Here is a 21,178-nt window from a genome sequence, read left to right as displayed (position 1 = left end):
ATTATGGAGATAAATGCTCTTACAATAACCACTCTTTATATCATAGGTATTTCCGCAGAAGGAATGACAGGAGCTTTAGCTGCAGGACGCTATAAAATGGACCTTTTTGGAGTTATTTTTATTGCTCTCGTAACAGCAATTGGAGGCGGAAGCATACGAGATGTGCTTTTAGGACATTATCCTTTAACTTGGGTTAAACATCCTGAATATATTATTTTAATCTGTTTTTGCGCCCTTATAGCCACAAAAATTCCACGTGTAGTAACCAAACTTGAAACTTTATTTCTAACTCTTGATGCTATAGGACTTGTTGTTTTTAGCATACTTGGAGCTCAAATAGCCATAGATCAAAATCATGGGTTTATCATAGCCGTTGCTGCTGCTGTAATTACGGGTGTTTTTGGTGGAATTTTAAGAGATATTTTATGTATGAGAATCCCTTTGGTGTTTCAAAAAGAAATTTATGCAGGAATTGCCATAATTGCAGGAGCAATCTATTATTCTCTAATAATGTGGCTTGAGCTTAATGCTCTAGTTTGCACACTTTTAACTCTTTTTATAGGAGTTATTGCAAGGCTTTTAGCTATCAAATATCAATGGTCTTTACCTATTTTTTCTTATAATGAAGAAAAATAATTTATCGTTGCTTTATACAAGTTTGCTAAGATGCTAAAAATTTTTAGGAGATTGATAAATGCAAAGACTAAGTATTTTACTTACAATTTTAATAATTATTAATATAACAGCTTGCGATAGCAAAACAGAAAATTACTACAAAAATCATCCTAGCGAAGCAAAAGAAAAAGCAAAAGAATGCAAAGAAAGCGGAACTCTTAGCGAAGATTGTATTAATGCATTAGAAATTGGTATTAAGCCAACAAATGAAGAGAGTAAATACAGTCCAAACACACCAAAAAAATCTGATAATCAGATATTAGAAGCTTTAAAACAAAATGATTTAAAAAAAGAAAAAATCACAAAAGATATTAACCAAAGTTCAGAAAATAATGAAAGTATTATAATACCACCTATAGCAGAAACACCTTCTGAAATTTATCCTTCCAAAACAACAGAAAACAATCAAAGTTCTATCTTTAGTGATGATATTAATATAACACAGGAAAAATTACCATGAAAATAACTCTTTTTTTAAGCCTTATTGGTATATTTTTTGCAGCATGCGAACAAACCAAAAGTGTAGAATATTATCAAAATCACCCTGAAGAAGCAAAAAAAAGAAGTTTAGAATGCAGGCACAAAGCTATCATCAGTCAAGATTGTGTTAATGCATATAAGGTAGGTTTTCCAAAAGATGAATGGGAAGATGAAAATATTTCTAATCCTTAAAAGCTATGAAAGTTTCAAAATTTGCCCATTTAAAAATACTTTCTATTTTTTTAAAACCTGCCTTTTCTAGCATATTTAAATTTTCTTTTTGACTATAAGGAATTAAAACATTTTCTAAAGCCTCTCTTTTAGCTGCGATTTCAAATTTAGAATAACCTTGTTTTTCTTTGTAGTCTGCATAAAGTTCTATGATATTTTTAGACAAAAAAGCATCTTCATAAAGGATTTTTTCACTCATAATCAAAATGCCTTTAGGATTTAAATTTTTATAAATTTTATCAAGCAATTCCTGTCTTTTAGGAGGACGAATAAACTGCATGGTATAATTTGCCACAAAAACATCGCAAGTAAAAAAATCAAATTCGCATAAATTAGCTTCAAAAAAACTTATATCAAGTCCATAAGCTTTAGTTTTTGACTTTGCAACTTCAAGCATAGAAGCAGAATTATCCACGCCAAAAAGTTTAAAATCCTTTCTTAGATTTGCCAACAAAATCAAAAAATTAGCACTTGAACAGCCCAAATCACAAATACTTGCATTTGCAAGTAAAATTTTAGCCAATAAATTAGCACAAAGTTTTAAATTTTCCCTATAAAATGGTACAGAACGATTAATCATATCATCAAAAACACTAGCCACGCTTTTATCAAATTCAAATTGTTTTTTAGGGCTTTGTTTAAAAAGTTCATCTTTCATCATTTTTCCTTAATAATTCTCTAGCTTGTTCTATGTCTTTGGCAATTTGATTTTTAAGTTTTTTTAGATCTTGAAATTTCTGATTCTCTCTTAGAAAAGATATAAACTCAAGTTCGAAAAACTCCCCTTGTGTGAAATTTTCACCCAATTCCTCTAAAATATGACTTTCTATGGCAAAATTTTCATCGCTTGATCTTACACCTAAAAAACTCACACTTTTATAAATATTTTTTTGGCTTTTTAACAAAGTAGCATAAACACCATTTTGAGGCAAAAAATAGCCTTCGCAATCTAAATTTATAGTCGCAAAAAGTTCTTTAGAACCCAAACCTTGTCCTTTAATCAACTTTCCTTTGATACTATAATCTCTTCCTAAAAATTCTTTTGCTTTTTGTAAATTTGCTTTTGATAAAAAATCCTTAATTAAACTTGCATGAACACCTATTCCACCTATACTAAATTCATCAACTATTATAGTTTTTATCCCACTTAAAGACTCAATATCTTTAGCACTATAAGCCCTATTTTTCCCGAAAGAAAAATCATATCCCACTACTATAAATTTCAAATTGATAAATTCTTTTTTCAAAAAGCTTAAAAAATCTTTACCATCTAAAGATTTTATACTTTCAAAATCCACTTCTATAACTTTTTTTCCTGAAATTTCTTCTTTTTGACGATTTGAACAAAGAAATTGACCTTTAAATTTATTAATAACTAACAAAGTCCCATTCTCATCTAAACATTTTACAAGTTTTAGATGCCCTAAATGTATACCATCAAAACAACCTATAGCTAAAGAAGTAATATTAATTTTTGATATAGTAGTAAAAATATTCAACATTACCTTCCTTTCCTTTAATGCTTGATTTTTGCGTATTTTTTAAAAGCCAACCTAACTTAGCACATGCTTTTTCAAAATCCATTCTTGCCTTTAAGATTGCCTTGTCATCTTTTAAAACACCTTTTTTATCTCTTTTGATATTTTTTCCCACTTCAAACTGAGGTTTAAAAAGTAAAATAATTTCCTTTAAAGCTAAATTATCGATATAATAAAGTAAATTAATAAGAGAAATAAAACTCACATCACAAGTAATAAACTCAAATTTTCCTTCACTTTTAAAGGCTCTAAGATCTGTATTTTCATGCAAGATAACTTTTTCATTTGTTCTTAAATTTGAATGGAGTTGATTGCTACCTACATCAAGAGCAGTGATTTTTAAAGCCTGATTTTCAAGTAAAATTTGCACAAAACCACCCGTGCTAGATCCTATATCAAGGCAATTTTTTTGTTTTATTTCAATATCATTTTCTTCTAAGAAATTTTTTAATTTTAAAGCCGCTCTTGAAACATAAATTTCACTTAAAAGATCCAATTTTAACTCATTGGCTAAAAGTATATCTTCAGGATTTAAATCTTGCGTTTTTTTTAAATTTTCTAAAAAATTTTTCACATCAAAAGAAGCTTTAAAACTTTTACCATTAAGTAAAACCTCTTCATTTTCTATAAGCTCTAAGGCTTTATTTCTACTGATATTTAAACGCTTTGAAACAAAAAAATCAAATCTCATTTTAAACTCTCATTTATTCTTTTTTCTAAATCTTCTTTTTCTTTAGAAAACCACCAAATGCCTATTTCAAAAGCATTTTTTTTAAAAATTTCTCTAAGATCTTTAAGATCTTTTTCAAAAAGATCTTTTTCTTTTTGAATTAAACTTAAATTATAATCTTTTAAAAAATTAAAATTATTCATCCATAAAAGTATTTGTTCTTGTTCAGATTTTAAGGCATTATTTCTTTGCTCTTTTAAAAAATAACTTCCTAAAACCATGATAAAACATAAAAATAAAACAATTATTTTTATGTTTATTTTCAAAACAAAATTAAAAACAAAAGCCAAAAGAGAGCAAAACATAAAAAAATTAAAAAAATCAAAAATAAAATTTAAAGCTCTAAAGCTCAAATATCCAAAATGAGAAAAAATAAAAAGTTTTAAATTTGAAACAAAATACAAAAATTCAGATAAAAAATCAAAATAAACAAAAGAAGCACTCTTATAAGTGATGATTTTCCTAGAAAAAAGTTCTAAATTTAAAAGCTCATTGCAAGTAAAAAAAAGCCCATAAAATGCATAAAATAAAGCGGTAAAAAAACTAGCGATAACAACTATTCTAAAATCATTATAAGCATTATTTACAAATTGCAAATGCAATTCTTTTTTTAAAAATATCATCAATAAAGGCAAAATTATAAATATAAAAACAAAATCAATTTTTTCAAGATTTAAAAAATTTAAAAATAAAGAAACAAGTCCAAAAATCGCCAAGAAAAAACTAAAAATATAAAGATAAAAATCCCCCATACTAATACGATAAAACAAACTTCCCTTAATCAAAGTAGCTTCTTTTATAATATTTTTTCTAAGCTTTAAAAATAAAAAGAATTCCCAAAAAAGTGTTAAAAAAATAGGAATTAAAAAAAATAAAGAAAAAGCACTCCTTTGCCAAGTTAGCAAAAAGCCAAAAAGGCTTAAAAGCGTTAAAATATAAGAACTATTCTTTAACAAGCTCATTAAAAGCACTTTCATCTATACATTTTACTTCAAGCTCTTTAGCCTTGCTAAGCTTAGAACCTGCCTCTTCTCCAAAAAGCACATAGTCAGTCTTTTTAGAAACCGAACCACTTACCTTACCCCCAAGTTTTTCTATCAAAGCCTTAAACTCATCTCTTGGACGTGAAAGAGTGCCTGTAATCACAAAAGTTTTACCAAAAATCACACTATCACTTTTAATTTCAAGTTTTTCTATTTTCAAATTTAAAAGCTTGTAAAACTCATCAATTCTTGTACGATTAACACGCGTAAATTCGCAAAGACTTAAAGTCATTTGCTCTCCAAAACCTTCTAAATTGGCATAAGTTTCAAAGCTTTGCTTGTGCCACTCTTTACCAAAACTTAAACTTAATTTTTTAGCCGCAACCTCGCCAATATGCTCTATTCCTAAAGCAGTGATAAAACGAAAAAGCTCACATTTTCTTGCTTGTTCTATGGCGTTTAAAAGATTGTTAATTTTCTTTTCCTTAAAGCCTTCCAAACCTTCAAAATCACTAAATTTTAAATGAAAAATACTCTCAAGTGTAGTGATTTTTTTGTGCTTGTATAAAAGTTCTACTATATTTTCTCCAAGTCCGTCGATATTAAGACATTTTTTAGAAACAAAATGAATGATAGAATTTACAAGTCTATCCTCACAATCTATATTTTGACATTTTATTAAAGTTCCTTCATCCAAAAGCTCATTTTGGCAAGTAGGACAAAGCTTAGGGCGTGAAATTTCCATCTCTAAACCTTCTCTACGCTCTTTAAAAACCTTAGTGATTTTAGGGATAACATCGCCACTTCTTATCACGCTTACAAAATCATTGATTTTAACATCAAGTCTTGCAATCTCATCAAAATTATGAAGGGTGGCTGATTTTACTACAACCCCATCTAAATTTACAGGCTCTAAAACCGCCACAGGAGTGATCACCCCACTTCTTCCTACTTGTAAATTTACGCCTATTAAACGCGTGGTTTTTTCAAGTGCAGGAAATTTAAAAGCTGCCATAAATTTTGGAAATTTTACCGTATAGCCTAATTCTTCACAAAGTGCAAGATCATCAATTCTTACCACCATACCGTCCATCATCATAGGCTTTTTTTCTCTTAGAGCTAAAAGCTCATCATAAGCTTTTAAAACCTCATCTAAATTAGCACAAAGCTTAATAAAATCATCCTTTAAAAAACCAAGCCCTCTGATAAATTGCATCACCTCGCTATGCTTGGTGAAATTTAAGGTATTTTCCCCTACTCCCCAAGGATAAAATTTCAAATTTCTTTCTTTAGTGATGCTTGTATCAAGCTGCCTTAAACTCCCACTTGCAGCATTGCGTGGATTGGCAAATAAGCTTTGATTTAAAAGGGCTCTTTTTTCATTGATTTTCTCAAAATCATCTTTTAAAATCACCACTTCTCCACGAATTTCTATCCTTTCTTTATAGGCTATATTTTTAGGTATATTTTCTATCTCAAAAACATTAAGCGTTATATCCTCGCCCACTTCGCCATCACCCCTAGTGGCACCGCTTACTAATTTACCATTTTCATAAAGTAAATTTAAACTCGCTCCGTCAAATTTAGGCTCTATAAAAAAGTTTTTTTCACATTTTGTGCGTTTTGCCCAAGCCCTAAGCTCACTCTCATCAAACACATCTTCCATCGACCACATACGCTTTAAATGAGCTATTTTTTTAAACTCGCTTTGTATAGTAGGAGCTATTTTTTGCGTTGGAGAGTCTTTTGAAATTTCATCTTTGTTTTGTTCTTCAAAAACTCTTAATTCTCTGATTAAAGCATCGTATTCTTCATCGCTAGCCAAGGGTTCATCTTTTTCATAATATGCCCTCATCCACAAATTTGCTAAAGCAACTTTTTCTAAATACTCTTCTTTTTTCATCTAAACTCCTATATTGTCCATTGCTTGTGCTAAAGCAAAAAGTTGTTTGTGCTCGTATAAATCATGCACTCTTATAATACTAGCACCATTTTCAAAAGCCTTTAAATGCAAATACAAAGTTCCTGCTAAACGATCTTTAATCTCGCTTTGAAAATACGCATTAATCACACTTTTGCGACTCGCACCTATAAGTAAAGGTTTATTAAATTGCAAAAAATGCTCTAAGTGTTTGATTAAAATCATATTATGCTCCGCACTCTTTCCAAAACCAATACCTACATCTAAAATACTTTCTTTTACTCCAAAACTTTCTAAAAGTTCAAGTTTTTCTTTAAAAAACAAAGTCATCTCATCGAGCAAATCTTCATAAAAAGGATTATCTTGCATGTTATTCGGATTGTTTTGCATGTGCATTAAGCAATATTTTGCCTCATATTTACTTGCAAGTTTAGCCAGATTAAGATTTCTTAAACTTGTAATATCATTTATAAGTTTAAAACCCTTATTTAAAGCATATTCTAGGCAATATTCATCAAAACTATCTAAACTAAAAATCGCTTTTTCATGATAATTTTTCTCATAAATTAAGTCAAGTATTTTTTTTAGTCTTTTAAATTCCTCTTCCTTGCCACAATACTCACTCCCAGGTCTCGAACTAACCGCACCTATATCGATATACTCAGGCTTTAAAGCAAGAAAATCATTAAGCCTTTTTTCAAAGTCTTCTTCACTCACACGACTTTTTGCATTAAAACTGTCTTCATTGACATTAATCACTGCCATAAGCTCAGCTTTTTTTGGTTTTAAAAAATCTTTTTGCAAAAAAAGAGCCAAATTTTTAAGTCCAAAATCTTGAAGTTTTTCTTTAGCAATAAGTTTTTGAATTTGTTCTTTACTTGCCATTAAAAGTGCATTTGAATGAGTGATTTTTGCGGTAATTATTTCTTTATGGGTGATGAGCTCAGCTCCTACTCTTAAGGCATCTTGTTTTAAAATATTTGCTGCAGGAGTAGAAATATCTTTGATAAAAATAAAATGAATTTTTGTTTTTTTACTCATAATCTTTTGCCCCATTTTATGAGGGTTTATGAAAGAACAAAGTAAATTAAAATCGGTATTTGGATTGATTTTAAAAAATTTCATTTTATTTCTTTGTATAGTAATTTAATAAAAGAGTAGCCAAAAGTACCCCGCTTTTAGAATTTAATTTTGCAAGCTCATAACTTTCATAAAAAAACTCTAATTCTTCAGCGTTAAAATCTTTATATTTCACACATTCTTTAGCAAGCAATGCGATTTGATCCATAAGTTCATTTTTATCCAAATTTTCATTTTTTTGCAAAAAATCAAAAAGCATTCTTAAATCCATTCTTTTAAGATCTAAATCAAGTTTTTTAACTTCCTTTTCAACTTTTCTTTTTTCACAAATAAGACGTGATTTTATAGTAGGTAAAAGTAAATTTTTAGAAGGTACCACAATAAGAAATTTAATATTTTTTGGAGGTTCTTCAAGAAGTTTAAGTAAAAAATTTTGTGCTTCTATCCTATAAGAATCCGCCATTAAAACAATAATTTTTTCTTCGGTTTCTGCAATATAGCTTTCTTTTTCAACTGCTCTTGCATCATCAAGTAAAAATTCATTTTGTGGCATAAAAAATCTTAATTTTTTAATACCAAAATTATTAATCATTTCTTCTTTAATACCTAAAAAATCTTCACTGATAATAATCTTACTAATAAACAAAATATTTATCCTAATTGCACCTTGGAAAATAATATTGCATCCAAACTTACATCAAAAAGTTGATATAAACTAATAAGCTTGATATCCAAGTCTTTATCTTTAGAATTTAAATAAAAACTATCTTGTAACTGCTCATCAAAAAGCCACAATAAACTATCATCTCTTGATTTAGCGATTAAAGATTTATTATCAGAAGCACTTCCTATATAAAAATACACATAACCATTAGGAAAAGAAATGTCAAGCAAGTCATTAAGTAAAGCTATATCTTCTGAACTTTGTACTTTCTTCTTGCATAAAGAATTTAACGACACAAAAGGAAGCATAGGACGAGCGGCTTTTGAATTTATATTTTTTAAAAAATACTCTTCATACCAAGATCTTTGCTCATCGCACATTAAGACAAAAGTGCGTCCTTCTAAAAGATATTTAAGTCTTGCAGCCATCAAAGGAGCCCATTCTAAACGACGCGACTCCAACCATGCCATAAAAGCTCCGCCATTGCGGATATTTTCAAGAGTAAAACTTAAAAAATCACTCATTTATTTATCAAGCCCATAGCACTCATGTAGCGCTCTAACTGCAAGTTCTCCGTATTTTTCATGAACTATCATCGAAATTTTTATTTCACTAGTAGAAATCATACCGATATTAATACCCTCATCAGCTAAAGCTTTAAAAGCCTTGCTTGCCACCCCTGAATGCGACTTCATACCTACACCCACTATGGAAACTTTTACCACAGCGCTATCGCTTTCTATGGTTGTTTTTGGACTTAAAATTTTTTGCATAGCATTTTTGACTAATTCAAGTTCATTTTGAGGAACTGTAAAACCTAAATTTGTAGCACCATCAACTCCAACATTTTGTATAATCATATCTACATTAATATTTTCATTTGCTAAAACAGAAAAAATTTCAGCTGCGATTCCAGGTTTATCTTCTACATTTCTTAAAGTCACTCTTGCTTGATTTTTATCTAAAGCAATACCACTTACTAAAGCTTGTTCCATTCCATCTTCCTTTGTTATCATTGTTCCTTCGTTATTGTTAAAACTACTTCTGGTTACTAAGTTAACATTTAATTTTTTTGCAAGCTCTACAGAACGATTTTGCAAAACTTTTGCACCCAAACTTGCAAGTTCAAGCATTTCTTCATAAGAAATTTTATCCAATTTCTTTGCCTTTGGTTCAATTCTTGGATCTGTTGTATAGACCCCATCAACATCGGTATAAATTTCACACAAATCCGCATTTAAGGCACCTGCTACTGCCACAGCACTTAAATCGCTTCCGCCACGCCCTAAAGTAGTTACATTACCTTCCTCATCTACACCTTGAAAACCCGCTATAACAACTATTTTACCATTTTGAAGTTCTGATTTTATCGCTTTTGTATCAATATGATGAATTCTTGCCTTTGTAAAAACACTATCTGTAATAATTCCTGCTTTTCTCCCAGAAAATGATATAGCAGGATAACCCTTTTCATTTAAAGCAATAGAAACTAAAGCGCTTGTTACACGCTCTCCGCTACTTAAAAGCATATCCATATCTTTACCATTAGGAGTTTTACTAAAATATTCAGCTTGCTCGATAAGAGTATTTGTCACCCCACTCATTGCAGATACTACAACAACAAGTTGATTACCCTGTTGCGCACTCTGAATAACCCTATTGGCTACTGCTTCGATACGCTCAAGTGTTCCAACGCTTGTTCCACCATATTTTTGAACTATAAGCATTTTAGATATAACCTTTCTCTTCAAAATATTTGATCACTTTAACATAAATATTTTTTTTGAAATGATTAATCATTTCAAAAATTTGTTTAACACTCACAAATTGATAATCATCAAATTCAGGATACTTGGTATTGATATTGATTGTAGCACTGTGCTTTAAACGCACTAAAAAATATTTTTGAATCTGTCCATCATAAGGATACATTTTTTTAACAATTTTACTTGGAAAATCATAACTCAACCATTCTGGATACTCAGCAATGATTTCAACCTCATCGGTGCCTATTTCTTCTTTTAGCTCTCTAAATAAAGCGTTTTTGACACTTTCACCTTTATCAATACCTCCTTGTGGAAATTGCCAAATATTATCCATATCACTTCTTCTAGCTATAAAAATCTTACACTCAAAAGGATAAGAACTTGACAAAATAACAGCTGCAACATTTGGTCTATAATTTTTCTCGTTTTCCACAATATTTTTCCTTAATTTAAAGGAAATAATTTTAACCTAAATCAAATCAAATTTTTATTAAAATACATTAAAAAAATTTAATAAAATATTTTAGGGTTTTTATGCATTTTTATATCCATATTCCATTTTGTGAAAGCAAATGTAATTATTGTGCTTTTACAAGTTTGAAAAAAAATGATTATGAAAAAGCCTATTTTAAGGCTTTAAAAGAAGATATTATTTTTCAATTAAAACAATTTAACATTCAATCAAATCAAATTAAAACCTTATTCATAGGCGGAGGAACACCAAGTTGTGTTGATGCGTATAATTATGAAGATATTTTTAAAATTTTATATCCTTTACTAGATAAAAATGTAGAAATTTCATGCGAAGCTAATCCCAACTCAGCAACATTAAATTGGCTTAAAAATATGAAAAATCTAGGAGTTAATCGCATTTCTTTTGGAGCTCAAAGTTTTCATCCTAAAAAACTTCACTTTCTTGGAAGAATTCACAATCAAGAAATGATTATCAAAGCATTAGAAAACGCAAATAAAGTAGGTTTTAAAAATATCAATTTAGATCTTATTTATGATACAAAATTAGACAATAAAAAAATGCTTGAATTTGAACTCTTACACTTAAAACAAATCAAGGCTTTAATCACACACCTTAGTGCTTATAATTTAACCATAGAATCAAACACAGCCTTTGCCAAAAAAGAACATTTCAAAAAAAATGCTCCTAATTTAATGAAATTTTTCATCAAACAACTCCTAGAACTTGACTTTTTTCAATATGAAATCAGTAATTTTTCAAAAACCAAAGCCCAAATTTGCAAACATAATCTTGCTTATTGGCAAGGAAAAAACTACCTAGCTTGTGGATTAAGTGCGGTAGGATTTTATGAAAACAAGCGTTTTTATACAGCAAAAAATTTAAAAAATTACATAGAAAATCCCACTTTTAGATCTATAGAGCAGCTAAGTTTTAAAGACTTGAATTTAGAACACCTATTTTTAGGACTTAGAAGTATAGTGGGGATTGATGAAACAAAACTCAATCAATGGCAAAAAGACAAAATAAATATATTATTAAAAGAAAAAAAACTTTTTTACAAAAATAAAAGATATTTCAATCCTAATTTTCTCATTAGCGATGAGCTTGCTTTATATCTCTCATCTTAAATTTAAGTTTTTTAAGTAAAATATTTATTTAAAATATCAAATCAAAGAGTAACGATTAATGAGTTTTGGTGAAATTATAGTTATTTTAGTTGTAGCGATTTTAGTCTTAGGGCCTGATAAACTTCCAGAAGCTATAGTACAAATAGCAAAAATTCTAAAAGCTGTAAAACGCAACATAGATGATGCAAAATCAAGCATAGAAAAAGAAATACGCATCAATGACTTAAAAGAAGAAGCTAAGAAATACAAAGATGAATTTTCAAGCACTAATGAAAACATACGCAAAAAACTCAGTTTTGAAGAATTTGATGACCTTAAAAGAGATATTTTAGATAAAACAAAGGTAGATTTAACCTTTGATAGCAGAGATGATAACACAAAAAATAACCTTAGCGGACAAAATTTAAATACAGAAGAAAAACCAAATCTTAGCAAATTAGAAACACAAGATAAAACGGAAAAATAAATGTTTGAAGAATTAAGACCTCATTTAATAGAACTTAGAAAACGCCTTTTTATAAGCGTTGCTTGCATTGTAGTTATGTTTATTGTATGTTTTGCTCTACGAAGCTATATCTTAGATATTCTAAAAGCTCCACTTATAGCTGTTTTGCCCGAAGTAGCCAAACATGTGAATGTAATTGAAGTACAAGAAGCCTTATTTACTGCAATGAAAGTTAGTTTTTTTGCAGCCTTTATCTTTTCTTTACCTGTAATTTTTTGGCAATTTTGGAAATTTGTAGCTCCAGGACTTTATGATAATGAAAAACGCCTTGTGGTGCCTTTTGTTAGCTTTGCAAGCATTATGTTCGCCTTAGGGGCTTGTTTTTGCTATTTTGTTGTAGTGCCTTTGGCTTTTAAATTTTTGATTAATTTTGGTTTAAATGAAGATTTTAATCCTGTGATTACCATAGGAACTTATGTAGATTTTTTTACAAAAGTTGTTGTGGCTTTTGGTTTAGCTTTTGAAATGCCTGTAATTGCCTTTTTCTTTGCTAAAATCGGGCTTATAGATGATAGTTTTTTAAAACGCCATTTTCGCATAGCTGTTTTAGTTATTTTTGTTTTTTCAGCCTTTATGACTCCACCTGATGTTTTATCTCAATTTTTAATGGCAGGACCACTTTGCGGACTTTATGGACTTTCTATTTTAATTGTTCAAAAGGTAAATCCTGCCCCAAAAGATAAAGAAAGCGATGAATAAAGACTTACTTCTTTCAAGCTATGATTACACTCTAGCTAATGAACTCATAGCTAACTATCCTGCAAATCCAAAAGAAAATGCTAGGCTTTTGGTTTTTGATCGCAAAAACAAAGAAATTTTTCACACTACTTTTAAAAATTTACAAGACTTTTTACCCAACTGCGCGATTTTTTTCAATGATACTAAAGTTATTAAAGCAAGAATTTATGGCAATAAAGCAAGCGGAGGAAAAATAGAGCTTTTCTTGCATCAACCTTTTTTAAATTCTCACAATCCACTTTTTCTAGCTCAAATTAAAGGGCGTGTTAAAAAAGATGAAATCTTATATTTTAGGGAGGATTTAAAAGCACGCGTTGTAGAACTTTTAGATGATGGTCTTCGAAAAGTTCAATTTTTTCAAAATGATAAAACCTTAGACACCTCAAATCTTTACAACCTGCTTGATAAGATAGGACATATACCCTTGCCTCCTTATATTAAAAGGGAGGATGAAAAAAGTGATTTGAAAGATTATCAAAGTATCTTTGCAAAAAATTTAGGCGCGGTAGCTGCTCCAACTGCAAGTTTACATTTTAGTGAGACTATGCTTGAAAATTTAAGAAAAAAACACGAAATTTATCATTTAACCTTACATGTAGGAGCTGGAACCTTTAAAAGCGTGGAATGTGAAAATATACAAAAGCATAAAATGCATAGCGAATTTTTTAATATTCCGCAGCAAGCATGTGAAATTATAGATTCAAAACAAGCTATTTTAGGCGTAGGAACAACGGTAACAAGAACTATAGAATATTACGCAAGAACTAAAACAAAAAATGGTTTTTGTGATCTTTTTTTACACCCGCAAAATCCACCTATAAGACAAAATCATCTTTTGACCAATTTTCATTTACCAAAATCTACTCTTATCATGCTAGTTTCAGCTTTTATCGGTAGAGAACAGTGTTTAAAACTTTATGAACTTGCCATAAAAGAAAAATATCGCTTTTACTCTTATGGCGATGCGATGCTAATCTTGTGATTTTTCTTTAAAATTTATTGCTATTTTAGCTTGAAGTTTTAGCCAATCTTTTTGAAGCATGATAGGAAAACCACCATAAACGCGCCCGCCTTCTAAATTTTTACTCACACCGCCTCTTGCAGCTATAGTACTAAAATCACCTATTTTTAAATGTCCACTCGTTGCACTTTGACCACCCATAATAACATTGCGTCCTAACTCACTTGAACCTGAAATTCCAGTTTGTGCTACAATGATACAATTTTGACCTATATTGCAATTATGTCCGATTTGAACTAGATTATCTACCTTAGTGCCTGCTTTGATAATAGTACTATCAAAAACTGCTCTATCTATAGTTGTACAAGCCCCCACTTCTACAAAATCTTCTAAAATCACATTGCCATTATGATAAATTTTATAATGTTCGCCGTTTTTATTGTGCGCATAACCAAAACCATCGCTTCCTATTACACAATTGGCAAGCAAATGACATTTTTTACCTATTTTAGTGTCATTATAAATCACTACATTAGGATGGATAATACTCTCATCACCAATGCTGACATTATCGCCTATATAAGCTCCTGCCATAATGATTACATTATCACCTATATTTACATTATCACCTATATAGACATTAGGCATAATTCTTGCGCTTTTTGCGATATTTTGCACTTTTTCTTTAGCTGTGCTTATCAAAGGCTTAGCAAAAAGCTTGCTTAAAAAAGCAAAATTCAAATGTGGATTTTGAGTAATCAAAGCTTTAGTGTCCTTAGGTACTAAATTTTCATATTCTTTAGATACTAAAATAGCAGCAGCTCCTGTGTGAGGTATATCTTTAGTATTTTTCTCACCATCACAATAAGTAAGCTCTGTAAAATTTGCTTTCAATAAAGAATTTAAAGCACTGATTTCTATATCCTCACCTTTATACTCTAAGCTTAAAAATTCTGCTATTTCACTTAATTTCATTTAATCTCCATCAAAACAGATCCACTGCGAACTATATCACTAGGATTGTATTTTTTAATTGTTTTTAAAAAATTATCAATGCGATTTGCATCATCAGCAACCATTAAAAACAAAAAATTCTCATTGCTATTTGCAATAGTACCATTATAAGCTTTCAAAACGGCATCAAGTCCACCTAAATTTTCATTTAAAGGAATTTTCACCAAAGCCATTTCTTTGTCAATAAATTCTTCACTTTCTATCACTTTATAAGTAGGAATAAGCTTATGAAGTTGTTTGACTATCTGCTCAAAAGTTCTTTCATTTCCTGAAGTAACTATATTAATACGCGAAAATTCTTTATTTTCCAAAGGTGCTACTGTAAGCGAGTCAATATTATAACCTCTTCCTGAAAAAAGTCCTACTATACGAGATAAAACCCCATGCTCATTTAAAACAACTACCGATAAAACCCTTCTCATTGTCTATCCTTTGCCTTTGGTAAAATCATATTATAAATCGCACCTCCTGCAGGCACCATAGGTAAAACATCTTCAAAGCGATCAATTTTTACATTTAAAAGAGAAGTTTTATCGCTTTTTAAAGCTTGGCTAAAAGCTTGAATGAATTCTTCTTTGTTTGAAATTTCATAACCTTCGCAACCAAAGCCTTGAGCAATTTTGATAAAATCAGGCTGAGCGCTTAAATCTGTTTGTGAAAAATGCTCTTTATAAAACATACTTTGCCATTGTCTTACCATACCTAAAAAGGCATTATTTAAAATAATATTTATAGTTTTTATACCATACTCATGAGCAGTCATAAGCTCTTGGATATTCATTAAAACCGATCCATCACCTACGAAATTAATCACTACTTCTTCATCCACAGCAAGCTTTGCACCCAAAGCAGCAGGTAAAGAATATCCCATAGTTCCTTGCCCTCCACTTGTTGCAAGCTGTCTTGGATAATTAAAAGGATAAAACTGTGCTACCCACATTTGATGCTGACCCACATCGGTAATAATCCTTGCATCTGGAGCCATTTTCGCACATTCTTCAATCACCCATTGCGGTTTTAAAATCTCATTGCTATCTTCATAAGAAAGCGGATAAAGTTCATTATAACGCTTTAAAGTTTCGTGCCATTCTTTAAAAGTTGTGTTGAAATTTTCCTTTTTAAGCTCTTCTAAAAGCTCTTTAAGAACTTCTTTAATATCTCCTACTATAGGATAATGCGCATTGATAATCTTTGAAATAGAACTAGGATCAATATCAACATGAACTATAGTCGCATGTTTGGCAAATTCACTTGTTTTTCCTGTAATCCTATCATCAAATCTCGCTCCTACACTCACAAGCAAATCACACTCACTTAAAGCCATATTAGCAGCATAGCTTCCATGCATGCCTGCCATTTTGAGATTAAAAACATCATCACTTCTTAAAGTTCCAAGCGCCATCAAGGTTTCAACTGCTGGAATTTTTGTAAATTTTACAAGCTCTCTGATTTGCTCACTTGCATTAGAACTGATACAACCTCCACCCAAGTAAAATAAAGGTCTTTTTGCTTCTTTTAAAAGCTCTGCAAATTTTTTAATTTGTTTTGAGTTACCCTTATAAACAGGCTTATAAGTTTTCATAGAAATTTCTTTAGGATATTCCCAAAGTCCCAAAGTTGCACTTACATCTTTTGGCACATCTATATGCACAGGCCCAGGTCTACCACTTCTTGCTATATAAAAAGCCTCTTTTAAAATGCGTGGAAACTCTTCTATGCAAGTAACTAAATAATTATGCTTTACACAAGGTCTTGAAATACCTACTGCATCAATTTCTTGAAAAGCATCTGTGCCAATAAGAGAATTTGCCACCTGCCCTGAAATCAATATTAAAGGGATAGAATCACTATAAGCCGTAGCTAGGCCTGTAATAGTATTTGTAAAACCTGGTCCGCTTGTAACTATAGCCACGCCAACTTCTCCGCTCATTCTTGCGTAAGCATCAGCAGCATGCAAAGCCGCTTGTTCATGACGCACTAAAATATGTTTAAAATACTTTTGATTGTAAATTTCATCATAAATATTAAGCGCAGCGCCTCCAGGATAGCCAAAAACAATTTTAACATTTTCTTCTTTTAAAGCCTCGCAAATCATTGCTGAACCGCTTAACTCTTTCATAATAACACTCCAAAAAATTATTGTAAAAGCTCTTTAAGTGCTAAATTAAGTCTTTTACCATCAACACTCGCACCTAATTTTATTTTAGCTTCTTTCATCACCAAACCTTGTTCTTTTAGTGAACTTACGCCCAATTCTTCTATAAGTTGTTTTAAGGCTAAAGTTAACTCCTCATCACTTAGTTGTTTAGGCAGATAAATTTCAAAAAGACTTATTTCATTTTGTTCTTTTTGTGCTAAATCTTCACGATTTGCCTTAAGATAAAGTTCGATTGCGTCTTTACGTTTTTTGATTTCACTTGCAATAATTTTATAAATTCTTTCATTATCTAATTCTATTCTTTCATCCACTTCTATTTGCTTAAAAGCTGCATTTAAAGTTCTTAAACTATCTCTTTTAAAATCATCTTTTTGTTTCATTGCCTCTTTGATATCGTTTAAAATTTGTTCTTTTAAAGTCATTTTTTTCCTTTTTAGTTAAAATTACAAGCTTTAAGATTTAAACCAAAACCTTCTAAGCCTATATAGTCTTTATCACAACTTTGAGATAAAAGTTTAATTTCTTCTATACCAAAATATCTTAAAATCTGCGCTCCTATACCATAGTTTTTGTATTGAGTGGTACTGGATTTTTCTCCTTGCATGAAAACTATAACGCCACCATTTTCACTAAGAAATTTGATTTGCTCTAAAAGTTTTGAAAATTTATCTGAAGTTAAAAGCTCAAAATCACTACCACTGATATGAAATTTAACATTTTCACATTTTTTGATATCTTTAAAGCAAAAAGCTATGTGTTGGGTTTGATTATGATCGCTAAAGATAAATTTTTCTGCTTTAAAGCCTGCTAAAACACTTTGACTTTTTTCTTCAAGCTTAATAAGGCTTTCATGTTTTAGGCGATACTCTATAAGATCACTTACGGCTATCATGTTTAAATCATGCTTTTGGCAAAAAAATTCTAGATCTTCTCTTCTTGCCATATCTCCATCATCTTTTACGATTTCACAAATCACACAAGCACCTTTTAATCCTGCTAATTTACAAAGATCAACCGTACCTTCTGTATGACCTGTGCGTTCTAAAACTCCGCCTTTTTTTGCGATTAAAGGATTGATATGTCCTGGTCTTACAAAATCACTCGCTTTAGCATTATCATCAGCAAAAATTTGTATAGTCATATTTCTTTCATAAGCACTAACTCCCGTTGTAGCATCTTTTGCATCTACGGTTATGGTAAAAGCGGTTTCGTGGTTTGAAGTATTTTTAGGCACCATTAAAGGAAGTTCAAATTTTTTTGCCAAAGTTTCATCTAAAGCTACGCAAACCACACCACGAGCTTCTTTTATCATGAAATTTACTTTTTCTTGAGTGCTAAATTGCGCAGGAAAGATTAAATCGCCTTCATTTTCTCTATCTTCTGCATCTACCATTACAAGCATTTTCCCTGCTTGTAAATCCCTAATCGCTTGTTCTACGCTAACAAATTTCATTTTTATTTCCTTAAAATTTTTAAAATTATAACTTAAATTGCTTGACAAATAAATTAAAATTCACTATAATTACACTTTTAAAAAAATATTTATTGGGGTATCGCCAAGCGGTAAGGCAACAGGTTTTGGTCCTGTCATTCAGGGGTTCGAATCCCTTTACCCCATCCACTTCTTATTTTATATTTCAAATATCTTATATGCCGCGAAGTAGAGCAGTGGTTAGCTCGTCGGGCTCATAACCCGAAGGTCGGGAGTTCAAATCTCCCCTTCGCAACCAAATGTATTAATCTTCAATCCTCTTCACTTCTTTTTAATCGTCTTAAAATGATTTAAAATGATTTATTGTTAATCTTAGCTGAGTTTTTAAAATACTTTAAAAGAATGATTGCAATCTAAAAAGAGTTTAACAACCTTAAAAACATCCATCCTAATAATTTTAAAATTATCAGGATGAAATTTTTAACAAGTAGGAGAGTAAAAACTAATTAAACTAAGGTATGATCTTTTATAAGATTACCAAAGATAATTAAACTGAGCAAATCCTGTATGGGTATTGCCATCTTTATCAAACATTCCATTATAGTTTAAACTAAAATAGAAAGCTTCATTAACAGGAACGATAAAAGAAGTGCTTACAAATTTTTGTATTCTTGGTAAATCAAACTCATCACTTACTTTTATATTTCCAAATCTAGCCTCAGCTTCTACTTTAGGATTGATATTAAACTTAGCTCCAAGTTCTACTGAAGTTTTTAAATTAGGCAACCAATCTCTAAACCAAGTAAGACTTGTTTTAGTAGAGAAAAGATTTAAATAGTTTGCATAGGTTCTTTCTCCACCTTGAACTGATGCTTGTCCTATAGTGTCTTTCATAGAAAAAGCTTCAGTATAACCTCCTTCATAAGCAAGACCTATTTCAGGGGAGAATATATCTTTATTAGAAATAAAATTCATACCTAAGGCTGTATTGACTCCATAAGCATAAGAATTAGGTTCAGCTTTAGCTTCATTATTTCCTATTTTTTTAGTTAAATCATTTTTAATCAAAGCAGCTTTACCTTGAGCTTTGATATAAACTTCTTGACCTTTTTCTGTAGTAAATAAGGTATTAAAGTATTTTAAACCTGCATAATAGGTTCTATTATTAATATCAAAATAAGTTGAACCCATTCTTGTATCTTCATAACCTGCATACACGCCATATATTCCACTGTCTTTTAAAGTAGAATAACCTATAATGGTTCCTTTAGTGTGTCCTTTGCTTTCTTCATTTAAAGAAAGTTCAACATTCTGTGAAGAAGCATAAGGAAGGATGAATAAAGAATGTTCTTTATTAGAACCATAGCTTCCATTATTTAAATCACTCTTTATATAATCACTTGCATCTGCATATAAATTACCCTTTTCAGACATAGCAATGCTTTGAGACTTACTTGAAGAAGCTAAAGCAAAGCTTTGCATAGAATTACCCATAACATTGTCTATAAAGGTAGATCTTCTTGAAGTAGTAGAGATTAAAGATCTAAAGGTTGCTCCAGATATGGAAGCACTAAGATCAAACCTTTTATGAACTTTTCCTGTTATTGGATCATAGATTAAATCAATTTCCCCGCTACCATTGGTTCCTATATTGCCAATATTATCTGGTTTTACCCCTGAGATGATATCATTTATATCTCCTATTCCATCTAGATCAGCATTGCCTTGATCAACGGTTATATTATCTACTTTTACATTATCCGTATTGCTTCCACCTACAACTATAGTGTCTAATTTACCCGTATCTTTATCTGTAGTAACAAGCCAATCTTCTATGACTATGCTACCAGATCCGCTGTTAACTAAATGATTACCACTATTATCTTTATCTATGGTTCCTTGGTTATTAACAAAGATGGTTCCACTACCTTCATTTTTAATACCACTTGTAATAGTCGCATCAGAATCATTTTTTAAACTTAAATTATTATTACTTTTATTGAAAATATTACCATAAATAATTCCATTGTCAGTATTTAAAATACCGCTTCCTTTTGCCGAAGCAATAAGACCTTCATTTTCAATAGTGATTCCGTATTCTTGTTTTTCTTGTCCTTCTTTTCCAATGGTTCCAGTATTTATAATACCCCCATTACCACCTTGGATAGTTCCAGATACATTGATGCTAGTATTTACTTGCTTACCACCGCCTATATAAATACCTGCATTACCACCTTCTAATCTACCCCCTTCTTTAACTTCAATACCTTCACCCTCAATACCATTTTTACTTCCATCTATATGGATTGCATCATTGCCTGCTTTAATAACACCACCACTTTCTATAGTGATTTTACCAATATTAACGGGCTTTTTATTTGTATCAAATGCATAAAAAGTTATACCATTGTTGCCTGCTTCTATAGTTCCACTATTTTTAAGGGTTTCTATCTTGTTGCCATCACCTATGAAGATAGCATTGCCGTTTTGATTTTTGATTAGGCCTGTGTTTTCAAAATTTTTAATAGTGGAGCTTGTTTGAAGCCAACTTTGAATGAATATTGCTCCTGATAATTGTTTGGCTCCAGATGTTCCTTCTATAGTACCAGTGTTTTTAAAATTATCTATAGTAGTGCTTGATATATTTATACCTACTCTTCCTGAAAGAATACCTGAGTTATCAAAATTTGTTATAGTAGA

At 30.6% G+C, this 21,178-nt stretch carries 22 protein-coding genes, 2 tRNA genes and 1 pseudogene; 9 read left to right on the top strand and 16 right to left on the bottom strand.

Translation table 11 applies throughout. The features are described 5' to 3' along the window. Window positions 1-3: 3 nt before the first annotated feature. From AJ930_RS04730 to AJ930_RS04720, 3 genes are read left to right on the top strand one after another with little or no spacing between them, the layout of a single operon-like run. The gene (locus tag AJ930_RS04730) at window positions 4-636 is read left to right on the top strand and encodes a trimeric intracellular cation channel family protein (RefSeq protein WP_070274912.1); all 633 of its coding nucleotides are present in this window, start codon (window positions 4-6) and stop codon (window positions 634-636) included. Window positions 637-694: 58 nt separating this feature from the next. After that, entirely contained in the window at window positions 695-1,135 is a 441-nt protein-coding gene (locus AJ930_RS04725) for an EexN family lipoprotein (protein WP_044780001.1), read from the top strand. Next, a complete protein-coding gene (locus AJ930_RS04720; RefSeq protein ID WP_079005306.1) occupies window positions 1,126-1,347 on the top strand; it encodes an EexN family lipoprotein in 222 nt (73 codons plus the stop codon). Before AJ930_RS04725 ends, AJ930_RS04720 begins: the two co-directional genes overlap by 10 nt. Here the strand turns inward: AJ930_RS04720 and cmoA are convergent. The 10 genes from cmoA to AJ930_RS04670 are packed head-to-tail and all read right to left on the bottom strand — an operon-like array spanning window position 1,337 to window position 10,501. Continuing rightward, entirely contained in the window at window positions 1,337-2,047 is a 711-nt protein-coding gene (gene cmoA, locus AJ930_RS04715; RefSeq protein WP_079728971.1) for a carboxy-S-adenosyl-L-methionine synthase CmoA, read from the bottom strand. The two genes, AJ930_RS04720 and cmoA, sit on opposite strands and share 11 nt — an antisense overlap. After that, complete coding sequence (locus tag AJ930_RS04710; protein ID WP_053872449.1) at window positions 2,034-2,888, bottom strand: bifunctional riboflavin kinase/FAD synthetase; 855 nt, start codon at window positions 2,886-2,888, stop codon at window positions 2,034-2,036. Before AJ930_RS04710 ends, cmoA begins: the two co-directional genes overlap by 14 nt. Beyond that, a complete protein-coding gene (gene tlyA, locus AJ930_RS04705; protein ID WP_053872450.1) occupies window positions 2,854-3,615 on the bottom strand; it encodes a 23S rRNA (cytidine-2'-O)-methyltransferase TlyA in 762 nt (253 codons plus the stop codon). The genes AJ930_RS04710 and tlyA overlap by 35 nt, the downstream gene beginning before the upstream one ends. Then, a complete protein-coding gene (locus tag AJ930_RS04700) occupies window positions 3,612-4,616 on the bottom strand; it encodes a hypothetical protein (RefSeq protein WP_083263158.1) in 1,005 nt (334 codons plus the stop codon). The genes tlyA and AJ930_RS04700 overlap by 4 nt, the downstream gene beginning before the upstream one ends. Continuing rightward, window positions 4,597-6,540 carry an NAD-dependent DNA ligase LigA gene (gene ligA, locus AJ930_RS04695; RefSeq protein WP_070274910.1) on the bottom strand — a complete coding sequence of 648 codons (1,944 nt, stop codon included), beginning with the start codon at window positions 6,538-6,540 and terminating at the stop codon, window positions 4,597-4,599. Before ligA ends, AJ930_RS04700 begins: the two co-directional genes overlap by 20 nt. Further along, a complete protein-coding gene (gene folP, locus AJ930_RS04690; RefSeq protein ID WP_070274909.1) occupies window positions 6,541-7,683 on the bottom strand; it encodes a dihydropteroate synthase in 1,143 nt (380 codons plus the stop codon). It abuts the gene before it with no gap. A gap of 1 nt (window position 7,684) precedes the next feature. After that, window positions 7,685-8,284: a DNA polymerase III subunit delta' gene (locus AJ930_RS04685; protein WP_002921223.1), complete on the bottom strand. Its 600-nt coding sequence runs from the start codon at window positions 8,282-8,284 to the stop codon at window positions 7,685-7,687. A gap of 5 nt (window positions 8,285-8,289) precedes the next feature. After that, complete coding sequence (locus AJ930_RS04680; protein WP_002861289.1) at window positions 8,290-8,826, bottom strand: HobA family DNA replication regulator; 537 nt, start codon at window positions 8,824-8,826, stop codon at window positions 8,290-8,292. Further along, window positions 8,827-10,029, bottom strand: coding sequence for an aspartate kinase (locus AJ930_RS04675; RefSeq protein ID WP_044779997.1), 1,203 nt, complete (start codon window positions 10,027-10,029; stop codon window positions 8,827-8,829). It lies immediately after the preceding gene. Between the two features lies 1 nt (window position 10,030). Next, window positions 10,031-10,501, bottom strand: a complete 471-nt coding sequence (locus AJ930_RS04670) for an RNA pyrophosphohydrolase (RefSeq protein ID WP_044779342.1) — start codon at window positions 10,499-10,501, stop codon at window positions 10,031-10,033. A gap of 101 nt (window positions 10,502-10,602) precedes the next feature. Here AJ930_RS04670 and hemW point away from each other — a divergent pair, with 101 nt between their 5' ends. The 4 genes and pseudogenes from hemW (at window position 10,603) to queA (ending at window position 13,895) form a co-directional block, all read left to right on the top strand. Continuing rightward, window positions 10,603-11,670 (top strand): radical SAM family heme chaperone HemW, encoded by a 1,068-nt coding sequence (gene hemW, locus AJ930_RS04665; RefSeq protein WP_044779996.1) that lies wholly within the window; start codon window positions 10,603-10,605, stop codon window positions 11,668-11,670. A 58-nt stretch (window positions 11,671-11,728) separates the two neighbouring features. Then, window positions 11,729-12,144: pseudogene (gene tatB, locus AJ930_RS04660) on the top strand (Sec-independent protein translocase protein TatB). Beyond that, complete coding sequence (gene tatC / locus AJ930_RS04655; protein WP_002856930.1) at window positions 12,137-12,874, top strand: twin-arginine translocase subunit TatC; 738 nt, start codon at window positions 12,137-12,139, stop codon at window positions 12,872-12,874. Before tatB ends, tatC begins: the two are co-directional and overlap by 8 nt. Further along, window positions 12,867-13,895 (top strand): tRNA preQ1(34) S-adenosylmethionine ribosyltransferase-isomerase QueA, encoded by a 1,029-nt coding sequence (gene queA / locus AJ930_RS04650; protein ID WP_044794066.1) that lies wholly within the window; start codon window positions 12,867-12,869, stop codon window positions 13,893-13,895. Before tatC ends, queA begins: the two co-directional genes overlap by 8 nt. On the opposite strand, the gene lpxD is transcribed toward queA, so the two are convergent. From lpxD to AJ930_RS04625, 5 genes are read right to left on the bottom strand one after another with little or no spacing between them, the layout of a single operon-like run. Then, a complete protein-coding gene (gene lpxD, locus AJ930_RS04645) occupies window positions 13,884-14,849 on the bottom strand; it encodes a UDP-3-O-(3-hydroxymyristoyl)glucosamine N-acyltransferase (RefSeq protein ID WP_002861284.1) in 966 nt (321 codons plus the stop codon). The two genes, queA and lpxD, sit on opposite strands and share 12 nt — an antisense overlap. After that, window positions 14,846-15,310, bottom strand: coding sequence for an acetolactate synthase small subunit (gene ilvN, locus AJ930_RS04640; protein WP_044779994.1), 465 nt, complete (start codon window positions 15,308-15,310; stop codon window positions 14,846-14,848). Before ilvN ends, lpxD begins: the two co-directional genes overlap by 4 nt. Then, the gene (locus AJ930_RS04635; protein WP_053872441.1) at window positions 15,307-17,007 is read right to left on the bottom strand and encodes an acetolactate synthase large subunit; all 1,701 of its coding nucleotides are present in this window, start codon (window positions 17,005-17,007) and stop codon (window positions 15,307-15,309) included. Before AJ930_RS04635 ends, ilvN begins: the two co-directional genes overlap by 4 nt. A 17-nt stretch (window positions 17,008-17,024) precedes the next feature. Then, window positions 17,025-17,468 carry a GatB/YqeY domain-containing protein gene (locus AJ930_RS04630; protein WP_002852081.1) on the bottom strand — a complete coding sequence of 148 codons (444 nt, stop codon included), beginning with the start codon at window positions 17,466-17,468 and terminating at the stop codon, window positions 17,025-17,027. Between the two features lie 11 nt (window positions 17,469-17,479). Next, window positions 17,480-18,499, bottom strand: coding sequence for a bifunctional 3,4-dihydroxy-2-butanone 4-phosphate synthase/GTP cyclohydrolase II (locus tag AJ930_RS04625; RefSeq protein WP_070261641.1), 1,020 nt, complete (start codon window positions 18,497-18,499; stop codon window positions 17,480-17,482). Window positions 18,500-18,592: 93 nt separating this feature from the next. Between AJ930_RS04625 and AJ930_RS04620 the strand changes: the two genes are divergently transcribed. Both AJ930_RS04620 and AJ930_RS04615 read left to right on the top strand, forming a co-directional pair. After that, window positions 18,593-18,667, top strand: a tRNA-Gln gene (locus tag AJ930_RS04620). 33 nt (window positions 18,668-18,700) lie between these two features. Continuing rightward, a tRNA-Met gene (locus AJ930_RS04615) sits at window positions 18,701-18,776 on the top strand. A gap of 236 nt (window positions 18,777-19,012) precedes the next feature. Here AJ930_RS04615 and AJ930_RS04610 read toward each other — a convergent pair. Beyond that, the coding region (locus AJ930_RS04610; RefSeq protein ID WP_261659494.1) for an autotransporter outer membrane beta-barrel domain-containing protein at window positions 19,013-21,178 on the bottom strand (2,166 nt) is incomplete at its 5' end.

The sequence above is a fragment of the Campylobacter sp. BCW_6871 genome (assembly GCF_001762325.1).
In the GTDB taxonomy this organism is placed as follows: domain Bacteria; phylum Campylobacterota; class Campylobacteria; order Campylobacterales; family Campylobacteraceae; genus Campylobacter_D; species Campylobacter_D jejuni.
This window is presented reverse-complemented; position numbering and strand designations above follow the sequence as displayed.

Bases quoted from the DNA above. Each gene is read 5' to 3' on its own strand.
- AJ930_RS04730 (WP_070274912.1), top strand. From the start codon at position 4: ATGGAGATAAATGCTCTTACAATAACCACTCTTTATATCATAGGTATT.
- AJ930_RS04725 (WP_044780001.1), top strand. From the start codon at position 695: ATGCAAAGACTAAGTATTTTACTTACAATTTTAATAATTATTAATATA.
- cmoA (WP_079728971.1), bottom strand. From the start codon at position 2,047: ATGATGAAAGATGAACTTTTTAAACAAAGCCCTAAAAAACAATTTGAA.
- AJ930_RS04710 (WP_053872449.1), bottom strand. From the start codon at position 2,888: ATGTTGAATATTTTTACTACTATATCAAAAATTAATATTACTTCTTTA.
- tlyA (WP_053872450.1), bottom strand. From the start codon at position 3,615: ATGAGATTTGATTTTTTTGTTTCAAAGCGTTTAAATATCAGTAGAAAT.
- AJ930_RS04700 (WP_083263158.1), bottom strand. From the start codon at position 4,616: ATGAGCTTGTTAAAGAATAGTTCTTATATTTTAACGCTTTTAAGCCTT.
- ligA (WP_070274910.1), bottom strand. From the start codon at position 6,540: ATGAAAAAAGAAGAGTATTTAGAAAAAGTTGCTTTAGCAAATTTGTGG.
- folP (WP_070274909.1), bottom strand. From the start codon at position 7,683: ATGAAATTTTTTAAAATCAATCCAAATACCGATTTTAATTTACTTTGT.
- AJ930_RS04680 (WP_002861289.1), bottom strand. From the start codon at position 8,826: ATGAGTGATTTTTTAAGTTTTACTCTTGAAAATATCCGCAATGGCGGA.
- AJ930_RS04675 (WP_044779997.1), bottom strand. From the start codon at position 10,029: ATGCTTATAGTTCAAAAATATGGTGGAACAAGCGTTGGAACACTTGAG.
- hemW (WP_044779996.1), top strand. From the start codon at position 10,603: ATGCATTTTTATATCCATATTCCATTTTGTGAAAGCAAATGTAATTAT.
- tatC (WP_002856930.1), top strand. From the start codon at position 12,137: ATGTTTGAAGAATTAAGACCTCATTTAATAGAACTTAGAAAACGCCTT.
- queA (WP_044794066.1), top strand. From the start codon at position 12,867: ATGAATAAAGACTTACTTCTTTCAAGCTATGATTACACTCTAGCTAAT.
- lpxD (WP_002861284.1), bottom strand. From the start codon at position 14,849: ATGAAATTAAGTGAAATAGCAGAATTTTTAAGCTTAGAGTATAAAGGT.
- ilvN (WP_044779994.1), bottom strand. From the start codon at position 15,310: ATGAGAAGGGTTTTATCGGTAGTTGTTTTAAATGAGCATGGGGTTTTA.
- AJ930_RS04635 (WP_053872441.1), bottom strand. From the start codon at position 17,007: ATGAAAGAGTTAAGCGGTTCAGCAATGATTTGCGAGGCTTTAAAAGAA.
- AJ930_RS04630 (WP_002852081.1), bottom strand. From the start codon at position 17,468: ATGACTTTAAAAGAACAAATTTTAAACGATATCAAAGAGGCAATGAAA.
- AJ930_RS04625 (WP_070261641.1), bottom strand. From the start codon at position 18,499: ATGAAATTTGTTAGCGTAGAACAAGCGATTAGGGATTTACAAGCAGGG.